The organism is Aquibaculum sediminis, assembly GCF_040712085.1.
GTDB classification, from domain to species: domain Bacteria; phylum Pseudomonadota; class Alphaproteobacteria; order Kiloniellales; family DSM-21159; genus Aquibaculum; species Aquibaculum sediminis.
On record NZ_JBFCVK010000006.1, the window covers coordinates 217,477 to 240,380 of the forward strand.

Annotated in this window: 20 protein-coding genes and 3 pseudogenes; 12 read left to right on the top strand and 11 right to left on the bottom strand. The window is 60.6% G+C overall.

What is annotated here, in order from left to right; translation table 11 throughout:
- The first annotated feature begins 23 nt into the window (after positions 1-23).
- Positions 24-425: a transposase gene (locus tag ABZ720_RS11565; protein ID WP_438264098.1), complete on the top strand. Its 402-nt coding sequence runs from the start codon at positions 24-26 to the stop codon at positions 423-425.
- A gap of 15 nt (positions 426-440) precedes the next feature.
- On the opposite strand, the gene ABZ720_RS11570 is transcribed toward ABZ720_RS11565, so the two are convergent.
- The 7 genes from ABZ720_RS11570 to ABZ720_RS11600 form a co-directional block, all read right to left on the bottom strand.
- Entirely contained in the window at positions 441-1,220 is a 780-nt protein-coding gene (locus tag ABZ720_RS11570) for an amino acid ABC transporter ATP-binding protein (protein WP_366555681.1), read from the bottom strand.
- Between the two features lie 14 nt (positions 1,221-1,234).
- Complete coding sequence (locus ABZ720_RS11575) at positions 1,235-1,990, bottom strand: amino acid ABC transporter ATP-binding protein (protein WP_366555682.1); 756 nt, start codon at positions 1,988-1,990, stop codon at positions 1,235-1,237.
- 16 nt (positions 1,991-2,006) lie between these two features.
- Positions 2,007-3,533 (bottom strand): argininosuccinate lyase, encoded by a 1,527-nt coding sequence (gene argH / locus ABZ720_RS11580; protein ID WP_366555683.1) that lies wholly within the window; start codon positions 3,531-3,533, stop codon positions 2,007-2,009.
- A gap of 24 nt (positions 3,534-3,557) precedes the next feature.
- Complete coding sequence (locus tag ABZ720_RS11585) at positions 3,558-4,274, bottom strand: amino acid ABC transporter permease (RefSeq protein WP_366555684.1); 717 nt, start codon at positions 4,272-4,274, stop codon at positions 3,558-3,560.
- Between the two features lie 10 nt (positions 4,275-4,284).
- Positions 4,285-4,953: an amino acid ABC transporter permease gene (locus ABZ720_RS11590; protein WP_366555685.1), complete on the bottom strand. Its 669-nt coding sequence runs from the start codon at positions 4,951-4,953 to the stop codon at positions 4,285-4,287.
- A 61-nt stretch (positions 4,954-5,014) separates the two neighbouring features.
- Positions 5,015-5,863, bottom strand: a complete 849-nt coding sequence (locus ABZ720_RS11595) for a transporter substrate-binding domain-containing protein (protein ID WP_366555686.1) — start codon at positions 5,861-5,863, stop codon at positions 5,015-5,017.
- A gap of 28 nt (positions 5,864-5,891) precedes the next feature.
- On the bottom strand, positions 5,892-7,205 hold the full coding sequence (locus ABZ720_RS11600; RefSeq protein ID WP_366555687.1) for an NAD(P)/FAD-dependent oxidoreductase: 1,314 nt from the start codon (positions 7,203-7,205) through the stop codon (positions 5,892-5,894).
- Between the two features lie 145 nt (positions 7,206-7,350).
- Here ABZ720_RS11600 and ABZ720_RS11605 point away from each other — a divergent pair, with 145 nt between their 5' ends.
- Positions 7,351-8,310 carry a LysR substrate-binding domain-containing protein gene (locus ABZ720_RS11605; RefSeq protein ID WP_366555688.1) on the top strand — a complete coding sequence of 320 codons (960 nt, stop codon included), beginning with the start codon at positions 7,351-7,353 and terminating at the stop codon, positions 8,308-8,310.
- 436 nt (positions 8,311-8,746) lie between these two features.
- Here the strand turns inward: ABZ720_RS11605 and ABZ720_RS17480 are convergent.
- From ABZ720_RS17480 to ABZ720_RS11625, 3 genes and pseudogenes are all read right to left on the bottom strand, one after another.
- Positions 8,747-9,914 (bottom strand): annotated as a pseudogene (locus ABZ720_RS17480) (IS701 family transposase).
- Between the two features lie 71 nt (positions 9,915-9,985).
- A pseudogene (locus ABZ720_RS11620) lies at positions 9,986-10,798 on the bottom strand (Vgb family protein); the annotation flags it as partial.
- 61 nt (positions 10,799-10,859) lie between these two features.
- Positions 10,860-11,504: a UbiX family flavin prenyltransferase gene (locus tag ABZ720_RS11625; RefSeq protein WP_366555690.1), complete on the bottom strand. Its 645-nt coding sequence runs from the start codon at positions 11,502-11,504 to the stop codon at positions 10,860-10,862.
- Positions 11,505-11,642: 138 nt separating this feature from the next.
- Between ABZ720_RS11625 and ABZ720_RS11630 the strand changes: the two genes are divergently transcribed.
- Complete coding sequence (locus ABZ720_RS11630) at positions 11,643-11,819, top strand: YdcH family protein (RefSeq protein WP_366555691.1); 177 nt, start codon at positions 11,643-11,645, stop codon at positions 11,817-11,819.
- 42 nt (positions 11,820-11,861) lie between these two features.
- Here ABZ720_RS11630 and ABZ720_RS11635 read toward each other — a convergent pair whose 3' ends face one another.
- Positions 11,862-13,481, bottom strand: coding sequence for an acyl-CoA synthetase (locus ABZ720_RS11635; protein WP_366555692.1), 1,620 nt, complete (start codon positions 13,479-13,481; stop codon positions 11,862-11,864).
- A gap of 135 nt (positions 13,482-13,616) precedes the next feature.
- Here ABZ720_RS11635 and ABZ720_RS11640 point away from each other — a divergent pair, with 135 nt between their 5' ends.
- The 9 genes and pseudogenes from ABZ720_RS11640 to purF all read left to right on the top strand — a co-directional run bounded on the left by ABZ720_RS11640 (position 13,617) and on the right by purF (position 22,813).
- On the top strand, positions 13,617-14,114 hold the full coding sequence (locus tag ABZ720_RS11640) for an EndoU domain-containing protein (RefSeq protein WP_366555693.1): 498 nt from the start codon (positions 13,617-13,619) through the stop codon (positions 14,112-14,114).
- Between the two features lie 62 nt (positions 14,115-14,176).
- Positions 14,177-14,968, top strand: coding sequence for an LOG family protein (locus ABZ720_RS11645; RefSeq protein WP_366555694.1), 792 nt, complete (start codon positions 14,177-14,179; stop codon positions 14,966-14,968).
- Positions 14,969-15,073: 105 nt separating this feature from the next.
- Positions 15,074-16,588 (top strand): replicative DNA helicase, encoded by a 1,515-nt coding sequence (locus ABZ720_RS11650; RefSeq protein WP_366555695.1) that lies wholly within the window; start codon positions 15,074-15,076, stop codon positions 16,586-16,588.
- Positions 16,578-17,703, top strand: a pseudogene (gene alr, locus ABZ720_RS11655) (alanine racemase); the annotation flags it as partial. The gene ABZ720_RS11650 and the pseudogene alr, both read left to right, overlap by 11 nt.
- Complete coding sequence (locus ABZ720_RS11660) at positions 17,690-18,463, top strand: MlaE family ABC transporter permease (protein WP_366555697.1); 774 nt, start codon at positions 17,690-17,692, stop codon at positions 18,461-18,463. The pseudogene alr and the gene ABZ720_RS11660, both read left to right, overlap by 14 nt.
- Positions 18,460-19,239 (top strand): ABC transporter ATP-binding protein, encoded by a 780-nt coding sequence (locus ABZ720_RS11665; RefSeq protein ID WP_366555698.1) that lies wholly within the window; start codon positions 18,460-18,462, stop codon positions 19,237-19,239. Before ABZ720_RS11660 ends, ABZ720_RS11665 begins: the two co-directional genes overlap by 4 nt.
- A complete protein-coding gene (gene radA / locus ABZ720_RS11670) occupies positions 19,239-20,630 on the top strand; it encodes a DNA repair protein RadA (RefSeq protein ID WP_366555699.1) in 1,392 nt (463 codons plus the stop codon). The genes ABZ720_RS11665 and radA overlap by 1 nt, the downstream gene beginning before the upstream one ends.
- A gap of 18 nt (positions 20,631-20,648) precedes the next feature.
- Positions 20,649-21,323, top strand: coding sequence for a CvpA family protein (locus ABZ720_RS11675; RefSeq protein ID WP_366555700.1), 675 nt, complete (start codon positions 20,649-20,651; stop codon positions 21,321-21,323).
- Positions 21,324-21,328: 5 nt separating this feature from the next.
- A complete protein-coding gene (gene purF / locus ABZ720_RS11680; RefSeq protein WP_366555701.1) occupies positions 21,329-22,813 on the top strand; it encodes an amidophosphoribosyltransferase in 1,485 nt (494 codons plus the stop codon).
- Positions 22,814-22,904 lie beyond the last annotated feature (91 nt).

The window sequence follows — 22,904 nt, forward strand, 5'->3', positions numbered from 1 at the left end:
CCAGGGGGCGAAAAAGGCATGTCCTGACCGATACCGACGGCAATCTGCTCGGTCTCGTCACACATGCTGCCGACCTCCAGGACCGCGACGGCGCCCCGAGCGTGATTGCCCAGGCCTGCGAGAGTTTTCCCAGCGTGACGCATGTCTTCGCCGACGGCGGCTATGCTGGCGACAAGCTGAAAGCGGCGCTTGCCACCGAGGACGGCCCCCAGATCGCGATCGTGAAGCGCCCAGCCGGCGTTCCGGGCTTCATTGTCATCGCCCGCCGCTGGGTGATCGAGCGCACCTTCGCGTGGCTTGGACGCTGTCGGCGCCTGGCAAAGGACTGGAAGGCCTCCATCGCATCCGCCGATGCCTGGGTGCTCATCGCAGCGATCAGAAGATCCGCGCGCTTCATCGCCAAAAAATCCACCGCCGAGTTTTGAGTCGGACTCTAATGTTTAATGCTTCAATATTTTGTTTAAGAAATCTTTCGATCTCTCGGTAGCAGGAGCATTAAAAAACACCTTTGGCTCCGCCTGCTCTACAATTTTTCCTTCATCCATAAAGACGATACGATCTGCCACTTGTTGTGCAAATCCCATTTCATGAGATACAACAATCATCGTCATGCCTTCGCTGGCCAGATCAACCATGGTATCTAAAACTTCTTTCACCATCTCTGGATCAAGGGCAGACGTCGGCTCGTCAAAGAGCATAATTTCTGGTTCCATGCACAGCGCACGTGCGATGGCAACTCGCTGCTGCTGGCCCCCTGAGAGTTGAATCGGATATTTATCAGCTTGATCCCGAATCCGGACTCGTTCCAGGAACTTATAGGCCCGTTCCGTAGCGGCCTCCCTCGACTCTTTTCGTATCCAAACCGGCCCCACCGTGAGATTTTTCAAAACCGTCATATGAGGGAATAGGTTAAACGACTGAAATACCATGCCCACTTTAAGTCGCACTTGCTCAACTGAGCGCGGGTCTACAAGTGCCACTCCGTCCACGCTGATCTTACCTTCCTGGTACGGCTCCAGGCCATTGATACAGCGGATAAGACTTGACTTTCCAGATCCAGAAGGACCGCAGACAACTACCTTTTCGCCACGCGCAATCTGAATATTAACACCATCTAATGCCTGGAATGCACCATACCATTTCCCAACATTCTCAATAGCGATGATCGAACCGTTATTACCGACCATCGCTTTTTCCTTATTAACTTGATCAACTGTCATTACTGACACTCATTCTATAAAACCATGTCCAGAAACGCCTTAGTGCGTTCGGCCTTGGGCGCCGAGAACAACTCGTTGGGTTGCGCCGTTTCAACAATTTTTCCATGGTCCATAAAAATCACTTGATCGGCAACTTCGCGCGCAAAACCCATTTCATGGGTAACCACGACCATAGTCATCCCGCCGCGTGCCAATTCTCTCATAACCTCAAGAACGCCCCCGATCATTTCAGGATCAAGGGCTGAGGTCGGTTCATCGAATAGGATAGCGCCTGGCTGCATGGCGAGGGCGCGCACGATCGCTACTCTTTGTTGCTGACCGCCGGACAACTCAGTGGGATAGGAATCAGCCTTGTGCTGTAGGCCCACGCGATCCAACAGATCCAAGGCCACCGATTTCGCCTCATCCCGCTTATAGATTCCGGCTCTTACCGGTGACAGGCAAATGTTCTGGCTCACCGTGATGTGCGGAAACAGAGCATAGTCCTGGAACACCATGCCAACCCTTTGGCGCACTCGTCGCCAAGCTGAAACAGACGCTCGTTCTACCCTCTGACCTTCTACAACGATCTCCCCGGCATCGACGGTTTCCAACCCATTGAGGCAGCGGATAAGCGTAGATTTTCCAGAACCAGATGGGCCGATAACCACAAGGACCTGTCCCCGGTGCACATCGAGATCAACCCCACCCAGCGCCGCAATGCCCTTGAATCGTTTTTCCAGCCCGCGCGCTGAAATTACCGTTTCTCGACTTTCCGTGGATACGCTCATTATCAATGCCCTTGTGCTAGGCTGCCGATGCGAGGCCACTCAAACGCTTGGTTTCTTTCTCAAGCTCCCCCTCTGCCGCACGCAGACTCGCGACACGTCGACTCAGCAGCTCTGAATCCTCAGCATGCTTACTGTTTGCTGCCTCAACTAAGGCGGCCACGTCATTGGGGGACGGTCCGCCCGTCCCTTCTCGAGAAAGAACTGCCTTCACCGGATCCAATGCGTTTCTTGCAGCTTCATCGCTCATAGAAGCCGCTCTACCGATAGTTTCCACAGCTGCTTGGTCTATCAGGTCCGCACCTACTTCATCGGCCTTCAATCCGCGCTCCATTGCTAGGCGAACCACACGCCCAACCACGTGATGCGCTTCTCGGAATGACAAACCCTTCTCACGGACCAACGCGTCTGCCAGATCGGTAGCGGTAGAGTAGTTCTCCCGAACCAGTTCGAGCATCCGTTCTGGCTTAGGTTTGGCGCCTGAGACAACCACCCTTGCCGCTGGAACAGCCAGAGCCATCTCCTCAAGCGAGTCCCAGACCCACCTCATGCTGTCGCTCGTACCATCCTGGGCATGACTATAGGGGACCGCCTTGTAGGCAGCGAACGCTGAGCTTAGGGCCCCTATAAGGTGGGCTGGCCGCCCTTTCAGGTTCTCCAGGGCCGCCATATTCTTCTTCTGGGGCATGATCGAGGACGTAATAGCGACGCTATCCGGCAGGTCTAATGTGCTAAATTCATATGTTGTCATATTATAGAAATCTTGCGCCATTCTCCCCATGGTCGTCGCCAAAAAGGTGCAAGCAGCAACAAGTTCTATGATTACATCCCGGCAAGCTATTGCGTCTTGCGCATGCCAGGCCGGTCCGTCAAATCCCAGCAAACACGCGGTTCGATCCCGATTGATTGGAAATGACGTACCCGCGAGGGCTCCTGCGCCCAATGGTGAAAGATTAAGACGACTGTATGCTTCCGAGAACCTGTTGAAGTCTCTTTGGAGGCCGCTTTCTACGCCTAGCAAATACCAACCGTACGTAATTGGTTGCGCGGGCTGCAGATGCGTATAGCCGGGCATGACTACATCGGAATACTTCCCCGCCTGATCGATCAGAACCCGTCTAACTTCTTGCACCTCAGACATTATTTTTATGGCCAGGTGGCGCGCACGCATTCGATCTTGAGTCGCTTTTAGATCATTGCGCGACCGGGCAACATGCATTCTTCCGCCTACATCAGCGCCTACCCGCCGAATTACCTCTGCCTCGTAGTTAAAGTAGGGATCTTCTCGGGCCGGATCCAACTCAAAGGCTGATGGCCCTTCCTCGTCGAGATCCAAGATCACCCTTGCCAACTCGGCAGCCACAGCCTGATCCAAGATGCCCTGCTCCTCCAGCATCACAACGTGTGCTTTGTTGATTGCACTCATTAACGGCAAGGCAGGTGCAAACGACCGAAACAGCACCGGCGCCATAAATGCGGCTTGGATTTCAGGTGCCATCACCTCTTTCAAGAAGCCACTAACTTTTGATTCCATCATGTTCTCCATTGGGCTTTAGATCGCCCCGTTTCTTTAGATGCTCTCAGCTGCTTCTTGACGTAAGCGAGCGACCTTCAACCCCTTACGCATCGTGCGTTCAGTTAGATAACGCTCTAACCGTTTCGTCAACATTGCCAGCGAGAAGCAGATGACAAAGTAAACACAAAGAACAAACCCAAATATAGTGAACGCCGGACTGAACCCTGTCATCATGGTAGTACGCTCCACAATAATTTGGGCCGTTCGAAAGAACTCCATGGCGCCAACTAGCGACGCAAGAGACGTGGCCTGAATAAGAATGCTAAATAATCCTGTAAATGGGGGGATAATCGGCAACACAATTTGCGGCAAAAGAACGTATACCATAATTTCCCAAGGGCTTAACCCCAAGGCCATGGCACTCTCTCGTTGGTGCTTAGGTATTGCACTAAAGCCGCCACGAACTATCTCCGCACCGTTTGCGCCGCCCCACGTTGAAAGACTGACAACCGCCGACCAGAACGGCTCCAGTGGAATGCCAATTAACGGGGCACCAAAATAAACAAACAGTAAGTTAACAACTAATGGGATATCGCGAAAAAACTCCACATACGCGATTGATACCCAGCGCAACGGCCTGTGTCGCGACACGCCCATAAGACCGAAAAACAATGAAATAATACTAGCTATTGCTAATGTTGTTAGCGCAAGTTGAAACGTCACGGTTAAACCGCGAATGAACAGCGGAAGGCTTGATTGAATTAATTCCATTTCAAATCTCTCAGCTTGGCCGGAAGGGTTTCTGAAGTACGAATTCCAAACGTCGCACAGCGAACGACAAAACTAAAACAAGGCCAAGATAGATGGTGCCAATAGCTGCAAACATTTCCAGTGTTCTGAAATCCATCGCCACTCGGTCCATAGCCACAAATGTTAGCTCTGCAAGACCAATAGCCTGTAAGTAAGCTGAATTCTTTAGCACTGAAACCGATGTGTTCAGCATTGCTGGAATACTGACTCGCAATCCCACTGGAAGTGCGACGAGCAGCAGGTAGTGCATACGGCCGAATGCGAGCGCGTTTGCCGCCTCGGTTAATCCCTTAGGTATGGCGAGGAATCCACCTCGCACGTTTTCTGTGTTATAAGCTCCGCCCCATAACGTAAGCGCGAGAACACCCGACCAGAAGGCCGACAAGGGTACGCCGACAGATGCTAGACCGTAGTATATGAAGAAGATTTGTACTAAGAGAGGCGTTGATCTAATAAAGTTAACGTATGCCACTGATATTTGTGAGATCACAGGAATGTTAAATATGCGTGCGCTCGCACACACAACACCTATCACAGCGGCCAGTAGGATTGAGAGAACACTAATTCGTATGGTCATTAAAAGACCATAGAATAAATCTGGCCCAGCACCCCAGATATAATCAAATGAAAAATTGTACATAGGAGCCCCTTTGGAGCTGCCGCCCCGCCTTATAACGGCGGGACGGCAAGCTTGACCATGGTCAGTCTTCAGCAGGACGCTGGGACACGTCCCAGAGTGTCTTACGGACCTCTACCATGTCGGGGTCCTCATATTCTTCGATCCACTCTTCAAACTTGCCCTCTGCTTCCATCCGATCGATCGAAGCATCCACATACGCCAACCAATCTTCCTCACCCTTCCTGACCGCAACACCCCTGGAGCCAAGCTGGTAGCGATCTTCCAGCATCCGGATCCGATCATTGTTCATGTCGAGGGATAGTTGAACGGCCAGATCATGAGCGTACGCATCAGCTCGGCCTTGCATCAGACTTTGGATCGAATCTGAAACCGTATCGAGACGCACATCGTTGATATTCGGCATGTTTTCCTCAAACCATGGGATCTGCCAAGCGCCTTTGACAAATGCGACCGTACGACCTTCAAGGTCGTCCATGGTCTGTATGTCGCTGTCGTTCATCACTAGGATGGAAGACGACGACCAAGTGTAGGGCCTCGAAAAATCAACGACCTCAGCTCGCTGCGCGTTGATGCCCATGGTTGCAATGATCGCATCAATCTTGCCACCGACAAGTGCGGGAACCCGATTTGAACTTGTTACGCACGTGATCTCGGCAGCCCCTTCGTCACCAAAAGCGTAAGCAGCGATCTGCTTTCCCATATTGACTTCGAGTCCAATGGGTTCCCCATCCGTATTGAGGTATCCATCGGGTGGGTAGTCACACTTCGTGCCAATTCGCACGACGCCCTGTTCTTCAATTGACTCGGGCAGCGGCGGCATTTCATCTGCTACTGCGATGGCAGTGAGCGATGTTGATGCACACAGTACGCCAACGGCTAGCGAACCTTTTACGAGCTTTGTCACATTCATGAAGCCACTCCTCTGACGCGTTCGCCTGTTATTTTGAGGCTTGCCGATCCCGCCAGGCGAAATAAAGCAAGACGGCAGGCATAAACCACGGCTTGCCCCAGTATCCGGGAACCGTGGGATGGATTGTATCGAATGGGTTACAGGCTTCTTTCCGACCTAGTGCCTTGAGCGCTGCTTGATGGCCAAGGTATGGCTGCATGGCTACACCACTACCGCAGCAGCCTCCGACATAATGGACGCCTTGGTGCGAAGCCATATGCGGTAAAGAATCGAAGGTGTAAGCAATGAACCCTGCCCACGCATGGGAAAGGCCAACCCCCCCTAGATCCGGATAGACGCTCAGCATCTGATTTCGCAATTCGGATGCGCTCCGGCGCCGATCATTCAACTCGGTTGCACCCGCGCGGCCTCCAAATAACAAACGCTTCCCATCCGGGGACAAACGCCAATAGTTATGCAACTTCCTCGTGTCACCCATCTGGCGCGATTCTGGGATTAGTCTCCTGAGGTGGTTCTTGTCGATCTCTTCGGTCGCGATGATTTGGCTTTGGATGGGGATGATTCTTTTTGAAAGCCAGGGTGCTAAGCCACGAACCGAGCGATTGGTATAGCCGTTCGTAGCGACGATGACCTGCTTAGCTTCTATGTCACCTTTAGATGTTTTAACCCGAAAGCCGCGCCCGTCCCGTTCATAAGCCAGTACGCGCGTCTGGTCGAAGATAGTTGCTCCTGCTGTTTGTGCAGCTTGTGCTAGACCACTATGAAGCAGCGCGGGCTGAAGATTTCCATCGGAGTGGATTAGCCGTCCGCCGTGATATGCGTCAGAACCAACGATATCTTGCATTTGGCTTGCGGGTATCATTTCTGCATCAAAGCCTATGCTGGCTTTCCGCGCTTCCAGATCCCGAGCCAACGACTGATAATCTTCCGGTTTGTGCGCACCAATGAAGCGTCCGACCTTTCGATAATGACATTCGATGTCATTATCTTGAATTAAGTGGTCGAGATACTGTCGAGCTTCACGAACCCCTAAATAATAGGATTGAGCTGTTTGCTCTCCCCACTTTTGAACCATGTTGCGGAATGAAATTCGCAGTGTTTCACCCACTGCGCCACCATTCCTGGTGCTTGCACCATAACCGAGCACATCCGCTTCAAAGACTACGACACTCATGCCTCCACGAGATGCCGTAAGGGCGGCGGACAAACCTGAGTACCCGGAACCAATTACAACAACATCCGCAGTCTTGGGAAGCTCTGTTGCATTGGTCCAATGGCGCGGTGCTTCACCCCACCAATACGGTTCAAAGATTGTGTTGGCGAAAACGTCGTTTTCGCTCATGTGAAACTCCCCAATATCGTGGCAGGGCTTATCTTTTCTTTGCCCTTAGATGACAGCGTGCGGGAGTTTTTGATATATGGTCAAGTGATTAAAAGTCGGGTATACATTCCGTGACCTCATATCATGGGTGCAGTAGATGCTAACCATGCGCCAGATTGAAGCCTTCCGCGCTGTCATGCTCACGACAAACATGACCGAAGCCGGGCGCATGCTGTCGGTAACGCAAAGCGCTATCAGCAAAATTATGCGTGAACTTGAGGTAGAGGTTGGGTTTCCGCTGTTTTCTCGCCGAAAGGGCGGCCTAGAACCCACAGCAGATGCTTTCGCGCTCTTCGAAGAGGTCCAGCGGTCCTTTAGCGGATTAGATAAGATTGGCCGAGCAGCAAGGCGCATTAGGCACCGAGAGGGTGGCAGACTTCGCATTGCTGCTATGCCCGCCTTAACCTCCGGTTTCCTCCAGATGGTCGTTAGGTCTTTTGCTGAAAATGGCCATGACGCAGAAGTGTCTGTGGACACTTATAACTCACCAGAAGTTGTCGATCTGGTCGCGGCAGGACATTATGATGTTGGTTTCGCGATGACGCCTGTGGACACCGAGCACGTAATGCACGGGCCGGTAATGAGGGTAAACTGCGTATGCCTTGTACCTGAAGGGCACCCTTTATGCCAAAAATCAGTAGTATCTATTAAGGACTTAGAAGGTGAAGCCTTTATATCTCTAGCGGAGGCAACGACTACTCGGTTAAAAATTGATGGTTTGTTTGCCTCAGAGAACATTATTCGATCAAAATTATATGAAGCACGGTGGTCAGTATCAGTGGCTTCTTTTGTGGCAGAAGGCCTAGGATGTGCCATAATTGAGCCATTTAGTGCCAAATTATTCCGAGCAAACGGAGTTGAAATAGTTCCAATAGAAGAGGAAATTAGCTTTTCTTTTGTCGATGTCACCCCAAAACCGAAGAAACCCAATTTTTTAATAACTGATTTTGTGAAATGTTTCAGAGACCTGCTGTACGAGTTGCACTCAAACGAGCGCAATCGGTCCTGGTATAATAGGAACTCTAGATTGGATACTCTGCATAAGAGGGCCTCGGTTCATAGATAGGCCCGCCAACCGAATGCCGCGGGATTCTGCGACATGAACGGGACAGACTGCGCAATTGCCTCGCGTCAGGACAGCAGATCGATTTTAAGCTAGGTAACGTTGTGGCCGCTACGGGCTGCTTGGGTCGCTGAGCCGGAAAGAATGCGCTCCAAGCGTTCCGCTCTAGATTTTGCGGATTCCCTGTGTCGATCATCGCCCTCGATTATCCGCTGGCCCCATGCTTCGACTCTCGCAATGTCAGGCGTCCCTCCGCACATTAGTTACATTTGCATTTTCTGCCGCATTCTTCGATGATATTCAGCGGCATTGGCTTGATGCCGTCGTCGCCACCATGATCAGGTCCATATGAAAGCGGCACTGCTGGGCGGCGTGAACAGTAGCTTGATCATAAGGTAGCGGATTTCCGAGGTGGTGAGTATATCGGCTACCCGGAAGCTCACGCAGCGGCATTTGGACTCGTTTTGTCCCATTTTCTGAAGGCAGCGCGGCGCTGATCGGCGGAAAGCCAGGCAAGGAAAGCAGCCGCCGCCGCGACGAGGCTGACATGACGGTGCCAGCCATGCCAGGAGCGGGCTTCGCAGTGGTCGAGCCCGAGATCGTCTTTTGCCCGCAGGAAGCACTCCTCGATCGTCCAGCGCAGCCCGGCCGCCCCGGCGAGGTCGGCCAATGAAGTGCCAGCGGGTGCGTAGGCGAAGTAGTAGGCCAGTTTTGTCGGCTCGGCCTGGCTTCGGCGCACCAGAACCCAACGTTCGAAGCCGTCTTCACGAGCCGCCCCGAATGGAATTCTGGCCCAGTCATAGAGCCGCAGCCCCTTCGCCCCCTCGCCAGCAGCCAGGGAGCGCCACCGGTCAGCCTCAAGCTCGTCGGCGAGGGTGGCCGGGTCGCTCTGTACCAGCGTCCAGTCCTCGACGAACCGCAGGGTATGGTTGGAACGGATGGCCAGAACATAGGCTTGCCCATGCGCCTGAAGCGGCGATCGCTGCCGTAAGCCGCGTCCGCCAAGACCCAGGCGCAAGACACGCCTCCATCGAGGGTCCGGGCGACCATCTCACGCGCCATGGCGGGCTTTGTCGCAAACTCGAGATCCTCCGGCACGCCTGCCTTTGCCCGCCACTCAGGGTCGAACGCCCAGCTCTTGGGCAGGTAGAGCTGGCGATCGATCAGGGCCTGGCCGAAGCGACTGGCATAGGACAGGAAGACGCCAATCTGGCAGTTCTCGATGCGGCCTGCCGTCCCAGAGTACTGCCGCGCAACGCCAACCGAATGCGCGCCCTTCTTCACAAAGCCGGTATCGTCAACGACCAGCACACCATCGCGATCACCGAGTGCTTCCCAAACATAGTCTCGCACTATGTCGCGCAGCAAATCAGCCGACCAGCGGCTGCGCCCAAGCAGAGATTGGATGCGGTAGGGTAGAGAAAGCCCTGCCTGCTCAGCCAGCATCCAGCCGGTCTTGCGCTCCGCAGGCGACAGCAACCCCTCGAGAAACGCTGAGGCTGATTTCCGTGTCTCCAAGCGGCCTAAAGCGGGAGCCAGCCGCTCCTTCAATACTTCAAGAGAGCCTTTCCAGTCGACCAGTGCCCAGCCCATTCCGCCACCGCCATCGTTTCGTGCTCCCTGTTCCACGATGGCCCAGGGAATCAGAATGGGTTGATAAGCGGGCATCGACGCGGAAGAGCCGGTTGCTCCCGTTGGCCGCCACCCAGGGCGTGTCGGAAGTATCCAGCTTGATGCCATAGGGCCGGCTGTTGGCTGTGGGCAGGGTGACCAGGTCCACCTCCCCTGACGCGGGATCGAGGCGCCCGATCATGTTGGCGCGCTGGAGCGTGAACCAGACCCGCCCGGCCCCGTCGACAATCGCCGAGTGCGGGTCGCGCGCGTCGGGGTCGGGCATCTCGTACTCGGGGATCGCGCCGGTCTCGGGCTCCAGCACGCCCATGGTGGCGTTTCCATTTCCCGTGTACCAGATGCGACCCTCGGCATCGGCCGCTACCGTGTGCGGCTTGGCCCCGCTGGGCAGGTGGAACTCCTCCATCTCGCCGTTTTCGGGGTCGAGGCGCCCGACGAGATCGGCCCACTGCCCGGCCCACCAGAGGCTGCCAACCGGCGCCTCGACCGGATCGCGCGTGCGCTGGCCCAGGGTCGGGGTCACCCATTCCTCGAAGCGGATGGAATGCTCCCCCTCGACCAGGGTCGGGGCGCGGCGGTCATTGAGCGGGAAGTGTTCGCCCAGATAGCCGGCGATCTCGTCGAGGGTCTCGCTGCCCGAGAGATTCATCATGGTGCCGATGAGATGGCGCCATCCGGCCTCATCGTAGCCGCTGCTGTTGGTGATCAGGCTGGGGCGGTGACAGGCGCCGCAGGTCTCCTCCGTGAGTTGCCGACCGGGCCCTTCGGGCCAGGACTGGGCCTGCACCGCGCCTGTCATGGTGAGGCAGCCACCAATTGCCAGCCAGAGAGCGTTGCGGATCATGTCCGGCCTCCCCATTCCTGTTCCGGCAGCAGCATAACCGCTTTTGCTTGCCTGCCGGAACCGAAACCGGAAGCTCTCAGTCCTTGGCGCCCTTCTTCTCGAGGCGCCCGCGCCGCGCGCGCTGCCCCTCCGGCCCGGTTTCGCCCCAGCGCTGCACGGTCTCGGCCTCCAGGTCGAAGAGGTCGAGCACGCGCCCCACCGACTGGTCCACCACCTGCTCGAGGCTGGTGGGATTGGTGTAGAAGGCGGGCACTGGCGGCGCGATCACCGCCCCCATCTCGGCCAGGGACAAGAGGTTGCGCAGATGGCCGGCATGCAGCGGCGTCTCGCGCACCATGAGCACCAGGCGTCGTCGCTCCTTCAGCACCACGTCGGCCGCCCGGGTCAGCAGGCTGGTGGTCACGCCGTTGGCGATCTCCGCCATGGAGCGCACTGAGCAGGGAGCGACCACCATGCCCAGCGTCCGAAAGGAGCCGCTGGAAACGGCCGCGCCCATGTCGTCACGGCCGTGCACCACGTCGGCGAGGCCCTGCAGATCGCGCAGGCTCAAATCGGTTTCATAGGCCAGCGTCAGCTCGGCCGAGCGGCTGACCACCAGGTGGCTTTCAACCGGGAGCGGTCGCAGCGCCTGCAACAGGCGGATGCCGTAGATCACGCCGCTGGCGCCGCTGATGCCGACAATCAGCCTGGTGGGTTTCGACTCGCTTACAGATTTCATCATTTTGCAATATTGCGCCCCGACCGCTTCGCACCCACACTTAATATCAAGGGGTAGCGCTTCCGTCTCCCCTCACGCCGCACCCCCCCGGAAATCCGGCCCGTGCCGCGTTGGCCTACCATTTCAGAGGAGGTCGTTCATATGATCGAACCCCACATCGAGATGCTCCGCGACAAGCATGCCCGTATTGAGCAGACCATCAGCCAGGAAAGCGCGCGGCCCCATCCCGACGAGGCTCGATTGCATGAACTGAAGAGGGAGAAACTCAAACTCAAGGATACCATTTCCAGCCTCAGCAACGGCCACAGCGCCGCCTGAGTCTGGTCCAGCCTGGTCTGAGCGCACCGCGACGGCCTTGCCTCACAGCTGGCCGGCGCGGTCGCGCAGAGTGAATTTCTGAATCTTGCCGGTCGAGGTCTTGGGCAACTCGCCGAAGACCACATGGCGCGGACATTTGAAGTGCGCGAGCCGCTCGCGGCAGAAGGCGATCAGTTCCTCTGCCTCGGCCGTCGCGCCCGACCTGAGTTCGACGAAGGCGCAAGGGGTCTCGCCCCACCTTTCGTCGGACTTGGCCACCACGGCAACCGCCGCCACAGCGGCATGCTTGTAGAGCACATCCTCCACTTCGATGGAGGAGATGTTTTCCCCGCCCGAAATGATGATGTCCTTGGAGCGGTCCTTGAGCTGCACATAGCAATCGGGGTGCACCACGCCCAGGTCGCCGCTGTGGAACCAGCCGCCAGCGAAGGCCCGCTCGCTGGCCGAAGGATTCTTGAAGTAGCCCTTCATCACGATGTTGCCGCGCATGAAGACCTCGCCCATGGTCTGGCCGTCGGCCGGCACGGGCTCCAGCGTCTCCGGATCGCCGACCATGAGCTGCTCCAGCACGGGATAGGCCACCCCCTGTCGCGCCTTGAGTTCCGCCTGCTCCTCGATGGAGAGCGCGCTCCAGTCGTCGTGCCAGGCGCAGACCACAGCCGGACCATAGACCTCCGTCAGCCCATAGACGTGGGTGATCTCGATCCCCTGCTCCTCCATGGCGGCCAGCACCGAGGCCGGTGGCGGCGCAGCCGCGGTCATCATCTGCACCTTCTGCTCGTAGTCCCGCCGCTCCTGCGGCCCGGCGCCGAGAATGAGCTGCATCACGATGGGCGCACCGCAGAGGTGCGTCACCCCATTGTCGGCAAAGGCATCGTAGATGGCCTTGGTCTCGACCCGCCGCAGGCAGACATGGGTTCCGGCCACGGCCGTGATCGTCCAGGGAAAGCACCAGCCGTTGCAGTGGAACATCGGCAGGGTCCAGAGATAGACCGGGTGCGGCGGCAGGCTCCAGACCATGGCGTTGCCCAGCGCGTTCAGGTAGGCGCCGCGATGGTGATAGACGACGCCCTTGGGGTCGCCGGTGGTGCCGGAGGTGTAGTTGAGGGCGATGGCATTCCACTCGTCCTCGGGCAGGTCCCAGGCAAAGTCGGGATCGCCGCCGACCAGGAAGTCTTCATACTCCACCTGACCCAGCCGCTCCCCACCCGGGCCTTGTGGATCGTCGATGTCGATCACGGGAAGGTCGCGGCCGAGCAGCTTCAGGGTCTCAGATATGGTCGAGTGAAACTCGGTGTCGGTGATCAGGACCTTCGCTTCCCCATGCTCGAGGATGAAGGCGATGGTCCGAGCATCGAGACGCACGTTCAGCGCGTTCAGCACAGCGCCCAGCATCGGCACCGCGTGATGCGCCTCCCACATCGGCGGCGTGTTCGGCGCCATGACGGCCACGGTATCGCCCTTGCCCACGCCGAGGCCGGCGAGCGCCGACGCGAGGCGGCGACAGCGTTCATAGGCCTCCGCCCAGGTGAAGCTGGTGCGCCCATGGACCACCGCCGTGCGTTGGGGATAGATCGCCGCGGTGCGCGGCAGGAAAGACAGCGGCGAAAGGGATACATAGTTGGCTGAATTGCGATCCAGATCCTGTTCGAAAGGGTTCACCGCCCTGCTCCTTCCAGCGTCTTGTGACTGTCTCCCGTATGCGTTTATGTAACAGTGCCTGAGGCGGCTGGCCAAGGTCGGAAGCCGGACCGAAACTTCGATCAAGCTTCCTCTGCTTATGTGGGATGGAAACCCGTGCGCTCCGCCTCGCTCCTTGTGTTCACCCTGCTCCTCGTAACGCTGAGCGCGCCAGTGCAGGCTTTCGATTGCACCAGCGATGCGCCCCGTTGGTCGGAGACCGCACCGCCGGTCAATCTCACCCACCTGTTCTGCGGCGAGATCAACCGCCGCGGCGACGCCGTCGGCTTTCACGCCACCCTTGGGGAAGCAACACCCGGCGAAGCGGAGATCGACAGAGTGTTGCGGCCGCGCGATGGGCACGGCATTTACGTTGCACGGGTCTGCCAGCCGGAAGCGCCCGGCCGGCAATGCAAGCGTTCGACGCTCTTTCCCGACGACCTCGATGCCGAGACGATCCTGGCCGCGGTGCTGGAGGCCTATCACCATCGGCAATGGCTGGACGAACGCGGCAAATGGTGCGGCAATAGCGGGCTGGGTTATGCCATCGAGGGCTGGCTGCTGCCCCACCGCGAAGTGATCAACACTGCCTGGCCGGCGGCCAGAGGCTGTTGATCCGTCAGCACTAGGGTCTCGGCTGCCCCAACTTCACCACAACTTCCGGGTAAGCTGCCGCAATGAACGATAACACCCCCACGACCAAGGCCCCCAAGGCCTACGCTAACACTGAGTTCCTGAACAGCCGGGCCGGCCGACCGCTGCGCATCCTTTCGGAATTTCACGAGCCGCTCGACCGCTTCGACCGCTATGGCATCCTCGACACGATTGTCTTTTTCGGCTCGGCGCGCGTGCCTTCGCAAGCCAGCGTCGAGGACGGCAGCGCGCGCGATCACGAGGGCCTGCGCGACCTGGCGATCTACTACGAGGCCACCCGGGAACTCTCCCGCAAACTGACAGAATGGTCCCTGGCACTGCCCGGCGATCCGGGTCGCTTCGTGGTCTGCACCGGCGGCGGGCCGGGCATCATGGAGGCAGCAAACCGGGGGGCCCACGATGCAGGCGGCCGCTCCATCGGCCTGACGATCTCCATTCCCGTGGAGGAGTTCGAGAACCACTACGTCACGCCGGAACTGTCATTCGAGTTCCACTACTTCTTCATGCGGAAATTCTGGTTCACCTACATGGCCAAGGCTGTGGTGGTCATGCCGGGCGGCTTCGGCACGCTCGACGAGATGTTCGAACTGCTCACCCTGATGCAGACGCTGAAGATGAAGAAGCGCATGCCCATCGTGCTGTTCGGCAAGCAGTTCTGGTCCGAGGTCCTCAACCTTGACGCGCTGGTGCGCCACGGCACCGTGAACGAACAGGATCTCGCCCTCTTCCATCCCACCGACTCGGTGGAGGACGCTTTCGACTACATCACGGGCTTCCTGGTGGATGGGCCGCCGGAACGCGGACCGGTTCTGTAACCGATCACACTTAACCGACTGATATAAAAGCGTCTTTCAGGTTATCCCCGCTATTCACCTGATTCACCGCGTCCTTTTCCGGCTTCCACCTGCTAGTCTCCGGCCATGGAACCCACACAGCGTCTTCAGTTCGTCGCATCCGAGGAGGAAACAGCCCTCCAGCGCCTGCCCCCGCACAATCTGGAGGCGGAACAGGCGCTCCTGGCCGCGATCCTGCACAGCAACCATGCCTATGAGAAGGTGTCCGACTTTCTCCTGCCCGAGCATTTTGCCGATGGCGCGCATGAGCGGATCTACCGGGCCTGCGGCAAGCTGATCGAGCGCGGACAGCTCGCCAATGCCATCACACTCAAGGGCTTCTTCGATCAGGACGGCGGTCTGGCCGATGTGGGAGGCGCCGCCTATCTGGCCGAACTGCAGGCAGCACCGGTCAATCCGGACGTCCGCCATTACGGCCGTCTGATCCACGATCTCTTCCTGCGGCGGGAGCTTATCGCCCTCGCGCAGGACATCGACGAGTCCGCTTACGAACAGGATCCGGACAGCGCGGCCACGGACCAGATCGAGCAAGCGGAGCAGCGCCTCTACAGCCTCGCCGAGACGGGCCTGGCGGAAGGCGGCCTGCAGCCTTTCTCCGGCGCCTTGACCGAAGCCGTCTCACTGATCGAGGCCGCCTACCGCCGCGACGGCGCCTTGGCCGGGTTGGCCACACATTTCGCGGAGATCGACAAGCTCCTGGGCGGCCTGCACCGTTCCGACTTGGTCATCCTCGCCGGCCGCCCATCCATGGGCAAAACGGCACTGGCCACCAACATCGCCTTCAATGTGGCCAAGTCGCGCCGGTTGGAGCGCGGGCCGGATGGCCAGAGCTTCGAGGAGCCCGAGACGGTCGCCTTCTTCTCCCTCGAAATGTCAGCGGAACAGCTGGCCGGACGCATTCTCTCGGAACAATCCGGCGTGCGCTCCGATGCACTGCGCAAGGGCGCGATCACTCAGGAGGACTTCGACAAGGTCTTCGATGCGGCGCGCGAACTGCAGGCGCTGCGCCTGTTCATCGACGACACGCCGGCTGTTTCCGTTCCGGCGCTGCGCACCCGGGCCCGCCGCCTCAAGCGCCAGCACGGGCTCAGCCTGATCGTGGTTGATTACCTCCAGCTCATGTCCGCCCCGGGCGGCGGCAAGAACGACAGCCGCGTGCAGGAGGTTTCGGAGATCACCCGCGGCCTGAAAGCCATCGCCAAGGAACTGGACGTGCCGGTCGTCGCCCTGTCGCAGCTCAGCCGCCAGGTGGAACAGCGCGAGGACAAGCGCCCCCAGCTCTCGGATCTGCGCGAGTCCGGCTCGATCGAGCAGGATGCCGACATGGTGCTCTTCGTCTACCGCGAGCAATACTACCTCGAGCGCGCCGAGCCCATGCGCCGCGAGAACGAGAACGACGAGAAGTATCATGAGCGCTACGAGCGATGGAAACAGCGCTGCGAGGAGGTTTACGGGCTGGCCGAAGTAATCGTCGCCAAGCAGCGTCACGGCCCCATCGGCATCCGAAAGCTGACCTTCGACGGCGACACCACCCGCTTCGGCGACTACATAGCCGACGAGTATCTGCCCGATGCCCATTGACCGTGCTGCGGCCCGCGCCGGGGCGATACTGACCATCGACCTTGGGGCGCTGCGCGCGAACCATCAGCGCCTGCAGCAGGAACTGGGGGACGTGCCCTGCGCGGCGGTGGTGAAGGCGGATGGTTACGGCCTCGGCCTGGAACAGGCCGCACCGGCGCTCTGGCAGGCCGGCGCCCGCAGCTTCTTTGTAGCGTTGCCCGACGAGGGGCTGCGCCTGCGCCGCTGCCTGCCGGGCGCCCGGGTGTACGTGCTCGGCGGCCTCTTCGCTGGAGCAGAGCCCGACTATGTGGAATCCGATCTGATCCCGGTGCTCAATACTCTGGAGGAAATCGAGCGCTGGTCCGCCCATGCGCGCAGTCTGGGCAGAAGCCTGCCCGCCGCCCTGCAGACCGACAGCGGCATGAGCCGGCTGGGGCTTCCGGACAGCGAGGTGGAACGCCTGGCCGCGGAGCCGCAGCGTCTGGCAGGCGTCGAGACCTGCCTGATAATGAGCCATCTCGCCTGCGCCGATGACCCGGCCCATGGCCAGAACGCCGAGCAGCTCGAGCGCTTCCGCTGGGCGCGCGAGCGGCTCCCGGCCGCGCCGGCCAGCCTCGCCAACTCCTCGGGGATCTTCCTCGGCCAGGATTTCCACTTCGATCTCGGGCGGCCCGGGGCGGCGCACTATGGCGTCAATCCGGTTCCCGGCAAGCCCAATCCCATGCGCCAAGTGGTTCGCCTGCAAGCAAAAGTGCTGCAGATCCGCTCGATTGACCCCGGTAGGGCCGTTGGCTACGGTGCCGGCTTCCGGGCCTCGCGCCCCAGCCGCATCGCAACAATCGCCCTGGGTTATGCCGACGGCTTCCTGCGCTGCCTGTCGGGACGCAGTTTCGCGTGGTATGAAGGGCAGCGCCTGCCGCTGGCCGGGCGGGTGTCGATGGACGTGGTGACTGTGGACATCAGCGATCTGCCCGAGGGCCGGCTCTGCCCCGGCGATCTGGTGGACCTGCTGGGTCCCCAACAGGGAGTGGATGATTTGGCGGAACAGGCCGGCACCATCGGCTACGAGATCCTGACGTCCCTCGGCCGGCGCTCTCATCGCATCTACCGGGACGACTAGGCGTGGTTCCTCTTCTGACGCCCCTTGGGCGCGCTTTCCTTTCCTTTCTCGAAACCGCGGGCCGACTGTCGCTCTTTGCCGGGCTGACGCTCTGGCACTGCCTACGTGGCCCCTGGTATCCGCGGTTGATCGGCCGGCAGATGATCGAGATCGGCTACTATTCCCTCCCGGTCGTCGGGCTCACCGCCATCTTCACCGGGATGGTCCTGGCCCTGCAGAGCTATACCGGCTTTGCCCGCTTCTCGGCCGAAAGCGCGATCCCCAATGTCGTGGTGGTCTCGATCACCCGCGAACTGGGGCCGGTGCTGGCCGGCCTGATGGTCGCAGGCCGGATCGGCGCCGCCATGGCAGCAGAGATCGGCACCATGCGGGTGACGGAGCAGATCGACGCCCTCGTCACCCTGGCCACCAACCCCTTCAAGTACCTCATCGTGCCGCGCGTGATCGCGGGCGTGACCATGTTGCCGCTGCTGGTGCTGACCGCTGACATCATCGGTGTGTTGGGCGGCTATCTCGTTTCCACCAGCCAGCTCGGCTTCAACCCCCAGGCCTATCTCCAGAACACCTATGATTTCATGGAACTGGAGGACGTGCTCTCGGGCCTGGTCAAGGCTGCGGCCTTTGGCTTCCTGATCACGCTAATGGGCTGCTACCACGGCTATCATTCGCGCGGCGGCGCACAAGGTGTCGGCACGGCGACCACGAATGCCGTTGTCTCGGCCTCGATCCTCATCCTCTGCTCCAACTACCTGATCACCGGGCTCTTCTTCGGATGACCGCGGCGCGCCAGGACCAGCCCAAAATCCGCATTCGCGGACTGAAGAAGTCCTTCGGCGACAATCACGTGCTCAACGGTGTCGACCTGGACATTGCCGATGGGGAATCGCTGGTCATCATCGGCGGCTCCGGCTCGGGAAAATCCGTGCTCCTGAAGTGCATCCTGGGGCTGCTGCCCCCGGACTCCGGCTCGATCCTGATCGATGGCAAGGAAACCGTGGGGCTGCGCGGCGCGGCACTGGACGAGATGCGCAGCCACATCGGCATGCTGTTCCAGAACGCTGCCCTCTTCGACTCCCTGCCGGTCTGGCAGAACGTGGCCTTCGTGCCCCTGGAACACGAGCGGAAGAGCCGCAAGGAAGCTCGGGATCTAGCCCTGGAGCGCCTCGCCGACGTTGGATTGGACGCGGAGGTGGCCGATCTTTCACCAGCCGAGCTGTCCGGCGGCATGCGCAAGCGCGTCGGGCTCGCGCGCGCGATTGCCGTGCGTCCCGAGATCCTCTTCTTCGATGAACCCACCACCGGCCTCGATCCGATCATGGGGGACATGATCGACCGACTGATCCGCCAGTGCGTCACGGATCTCGGCGCCACCGGGCTGACCATCACTCATGACATGGACAGCGCCCGGCGCATCTCCGATCGCATCGCCATGCTCTACAAGGGCGAGATCGTCTGGCAGGGACCGATGGACGCCATCGAGCGCGAGGGCAACGCCTTCGTCGAGCAGTTCGTGGCCGGAGACATCGACGGCCCGATTCAGGTCACCCAGTGATGGCCCGCGCCCGCAGCAACTATGTCTGTCAATCCTGCGGCGCGGTCTCCGGCCGCTGGGCCGGGCGCTGCGAAGCCTGCGGGGCCTGGAACTCAATCGTCGAGGAAGCCGCTCCCGAAGGCACACCCGGCGGCCTGGCCAAGGGCCCCAAGCGCAGCGGACGAAAGGTCGACTTCGTCGACCTGGAGGGCGAAAGCGAACCGGCACCGCGCCTGGTCTCCGGCATCGGCGAGTTCGACCGCGTGTGCGGCGGCGGCCTGGTCCCCGGCTCGGCCGTGCTGGTGGGCGGGGATCCCGGCATCGGCAAATCCACGCTGCTGCTGCAGGCCGCGGCCGCACTGGCGGCCGGCAATGAGGCGATCTACGTCTCCGGCGAAGAAGCCGTAGAGCAGGTGCGCCTGCGTGCCGCACGCCTGGGCCTGTCCAAGGCGCCGGTGCGCCTGGCGGCCGCCACCTCCGTGCGCGACCTCGTATCCTCGCTCGACCGGCCGGATGCACCGCGGCTGGTGATCATCGATTCCATCCAGACCATGCACGTCGACGCCCTGGAATCCGCGCCGGGCACGGTGGCACAGGTGCGCGCCAGCGCGCAGGAACTGGTCCGGGTCGCCAAGCGCCGGGGCTTCTGCCTGCTCCTGGTCGGCCACGTCACAAAGGACGGCATGATCGCCGGCCCCAAGGTGCTGGAACACATGGTGGACTGCGTGCTGACCTTCGAGGGCGAGCGCGGCCACCAGTTTCGCATCCTGCGCGCCGCGAAGAACCGCTTCGGTCCCACCGACGAGATCGGCGTCTTCGAGATGACCGACGGAGGCCTGATGGAGGTCGCCAATCCGTCCGAGCTTTTCCTGGCCGAGCGGCGCGGCAACGTGGCCGGTGCAGCCGTCTTTGCCGGGCTGGAGGGCACGCGCCCGCTGCTGGTGGAGGTCCAGGCGCTGGTCTCCCCCTCGCCGCTGGGCACCCCGCGGCGCACCGTCGTGGGCTGGGACAGCGGCCGGCTCGCCATGGTACTGGCGGTGCTCGAAGCGCGCTGCGGGCTTGTGATGGCCGGCAAGGACGTATATCTGAACATTGCAGGTGGACTGCGCATCGGAGAGCCGGCAGCGGACCTTGCGGTGGCCGCCGCTCTGGTATCCAGCGCCTGCGACCGGCCCGTACCCGAGGAATGCGTGGTGTTTGGCGAGATCGGCCTGTCGGGCGAGATCCGGGCGGTCAGCCAGAGCGAGGTCCGGCTCAAGGAGGCCGCCAAGCTTGGCTTTGCTAGCGCCCTGCTGCCGCCGCGCCGCGGACGGCGCCTGTCTCCGCCGGAGGGGATCCGGCTGGAGGAGATGAGCCACCTCCAGGATCTGGTGGCGCGCATTGCCGCCGGCGGCGGTGCGGACAAAGCCTGATAGGAGCGACGCCCGGCCATGGACTGGCTGCCGATAAACGTCACCGACTTGATTATTCTGGTGGTGCTGCTGCTTTCTGCGCTGCTCGCCTTCTCCCGCGGCTTCGTGCACGAGGTTCTCGGCATCGGCGCCTGGATCGGAGCTGTTTTTGCGACCCTGTGGTTCTTCACTCCGGTGCAGGAGATTGCCCGGGACATGATCGCGATCGAACTGCTCGCCGATATCGGCGCGGGCGTCGCGATCTTCCTGGTGGCGCTGATCCTTTTGTCGGTCCTCTCCCGCATGATCGGGCGACGGGTCCAGGACAGCAGCCTGGGTTTCCTCGACCGGACGCTCGGCGTCGTCTTCGGCCTGCTGCGTGGCGTGGTGATCGTCTGCCTGCTCTGGCTGGGAGTCTCCTGGCTCATGCCGGCGGAAGAGCATCCGGCCTGGTTGCAGGAGGCCCGCGCCCTGCCCCTGGTCGAAACGGGCGCCGACTACATTCGCACCCTGGTTCCGGCGGAACTGCGGATCGAGGATGCGATGGAACAAACCGACAGCGACGGAGAGGTGGTCGACTTCCGCATACCGCCACTCCAGCCCACCCCCCAGGCGGCCGGCAACGGCGAGGCCACCGAGGGATCAGCCGGCTACGACGACATGCCACGCCGTGAGATGGATCGATTGCTGGATTCGATCCGGGAAGGAAATTGAGGCACATGCCCGCGTCACGCTTTACACCTGAGCCGCAGCCTGGTCTGCCTTTCGACGACGACCGGGTTCACGAGGAATGCGCCGTCTTCGGCATCCACGGCCATCCGGATGCGGCCGCCCACGCCGCGCTGGGCCTGCATGCGCTGCAGCATCGGGGACAGGAAGCCTCGGGCATCGTCACCTTCGACGGTCAGCGCTTCAACGCCCACCGCGAACTGGGCCTGGTGGGAGACATCTTCAGCAGCGAGGCGGTGATGTCCCGCCTGCTGGGCCACGCCGCCATCGGCCACAACCGCTATTCCACCACCGGCGACACCCTGCTGCGCAATGTACAGCCGCTTTTTGCCGATCTGTCGCTCGGCGGTTTCGCGCTCGCCCACAACGGCAACCTGACCAACGCCACCACACTGCGGCGCGAACTGGTCAACCGCGGCGCCATCTTCCAGTCCACCTCCGATACCGAGGTCTTCATCCACCTCATCGCCACCTCGGCGGGGGGCAACCTGATCGACCGCATGCTGGGCGCGCTGGCGCTGGTGGAAGGGGCCTATTCCCTGGTGGCGATGACCGATGATGCCGTCATCGGCGTGCGCGACCCCCTGGGCGTGCGGCCGCTGGTGCTGGGTCGGCTGGGGGATGCCTGGCTCTTCGCTTCGGAAACCTGCGCTTTCGACATCATGGGTGCCGAGTTCGTCCGCGACGTCGAGCCCGGCGAGATGGTCGTGCTGGGCCAGGGCGAGCCCCGCTCGATCCGCGTGACCAGCGGCAACCGGCAGCGCTTCTGTGTTTTCGAGTACATCTACTTCGCCCGCCCGGACTCGGTGATCGAAGGCACGTCGGTCTATGAGGCCCGCAAGGCCATCGGCCGCGAACTGGCGCGCGAAAGCCTGCCCGAGGCCGATCTGGTGGTGCCGGTGCCGGACTCCGGCGTGCCGGCGGCCCTGGGCTTCGCCGAGGAATCGAAGCTGCCCTTCGACCTCGGCATCATCCGTAACCACTACGTCGGCCGGACCTTCATCGAGCCGGGTCAGGAAATCCGTAACCTCGGCGTCAAGCTGAAGCACAACGCCAACCGCCCCATGCTGGAAGGCAAGCGCGTGGTGCTGGTCGATGACTCCATCGTGCGCGGCACCACTTCGCGCAAGATCGTGCAGATGGTCCGCGCCACCGGTGCGACGGAAGTGCACATGCGCATCGCTTCGCCGCCGATCACCGATCCCTGCTTCTATGGCGTGGACACGCCGGAACGCGGGCAGTTGCTCGCCGCGCAGATGTCGGTGGAGGAGATTGCCCGTCACCTCGACGTGGACAGCCTGGCCTTCATCTCCATGGATGGGCTGTACCGCGCCATGGGCCGCCCCGGGCGGGACGCCGCGCAGCCGGCCTTCTGCGACGCCTGCTTCACCGGCGACTATCCCACCCGCCTGACCGACCGGGAGAGCCCAAGTTCGCCGCAGCTCTCCCTGCTCAGCGAACTGAAGCGCGCCTGAGCACGAGCATCGCCTGAGAAGGGCGGAGGAAACCTCGGGCGAGTCCGGTTGACTGGCACAGGGCCGGGCCCATCTTTGCTGGTACCAGCAA

Excerpts from the sequence above, each read along its gene's own strand:
- ABZ720_RS11570 (WP_366555681.1), bottom strand. The coding sequence starts at position 1,220 with ATGACAGTTGATCAAGTTAATAAGGAAAAAGCGATGGTCGGTAATAAC.
- ABZ720_RS11575 (WP_366555682.1), bottom strand. The coding sequence starts at position 1,990 with ATGAGCGTATCCACGGAAAGTCGAGAAACGGTAATTTCAGCGCGCGGG.
- argH (WP_366555683.1), bottom strand. The coding sequence starts at position 3,533 with ATGGAGAACATGATGGAATCAAAAGTTAGTGGCTTCTTGAAAGAGGTG.
- ABZ720_RS11585 (WP_366555684.1), bottom strand. The coding sequence starts at position 4,274 with ATGGAATTAATTCAATCAAGCCTTCCGCTGTTCATTCGCGGTTTAACC.
- ABZ720_RS11590 (WP_366555685.1), bottom strand. The coding sequence starts at position 4,953 with ATGTACAATTTTTCATTTGATTATATCTGGGGTGCTGGGCCAGATTTA.
- ABZ720_RS11595 (WP_366555686.1), bottom strand. The coding sequence starts at position 5,863 with ATGAATGTGACAAAGCTCGTAAAAGGTTCGCTAGCCGTTGGCGTACTG.
- ABZ720_RS11600 (WP_366555687.1), bottom strand. The coding sequence starts at position 7,205 with ATGAGCGAAAACGACGTTTTCGCCAACACAATCTTTGAACCGTATTGG.
- ABZ720_RS11605 (WP_366555688.1), top strand. The coding sequence starts at position 7,351 with ATGCGCCAGATTGAAGCCTTCCGCGCTGTCATGCTCACGACAAACATG.
- ABZ720_RS11625 (WP_366555690.1), bottom strand. The coding sequence starts at position 11,504 with ATGATGAAATCTGTAAGCGAGTCGAAACCCACCAGGCTGATTGTCGGC.
- ABZ720_RS11630 (WP_366555691.1), top strand. The coding sequence starts at position 11,643 with ATGATCGAACCCCACATCGAGATGCTCCGCGACAAGCATGCCCGTATT.
- ABZ720_RS11645 (WP_366555694.1), top strand. The coding sequence starts at position 14,177 with ATGAACGATAACACCCCCACGACCAAGGCCCCCAAGGCCTACGCTAAC.
- ABZ720_RS11650 (WP_366555695.1), top strand. The coding sequence starts at position 15,074 with ATGGAACCCACACAGCGTCTTCAGTTCGTCGCATCCGAGGAGGAAACA.
- ABZ720_RS11665 (WP_366555698.1), top strand. The coding sequence starts at position 18,460 with ATGACCGCGGCGCGCCAGGACCAGCCCAAAATCCGCATTCGCGGACTG.
- radA (WP_366555699.1), top strand. The coding sequence starts at position 19,239 with ATGGCCCGCGCCCGCAGCAACTATGTCTGTCAATCCTGCGGCGCGGTC.
- ABZ720_RS11675 (WP_366555700.1), top strand. The coding sequence starts at position 20,649 with ATGGACTGGCTGCCGATAAACGTCACCGACTTGATTATTCTGGTGGTG.
- purF (WP_366555701.1), top strand. The coding sequence starts at position 21,329 with ATGCCCGCGTCACGCTTTACACCTGAGCCGCAGCCTGGTCTGCCTTTC.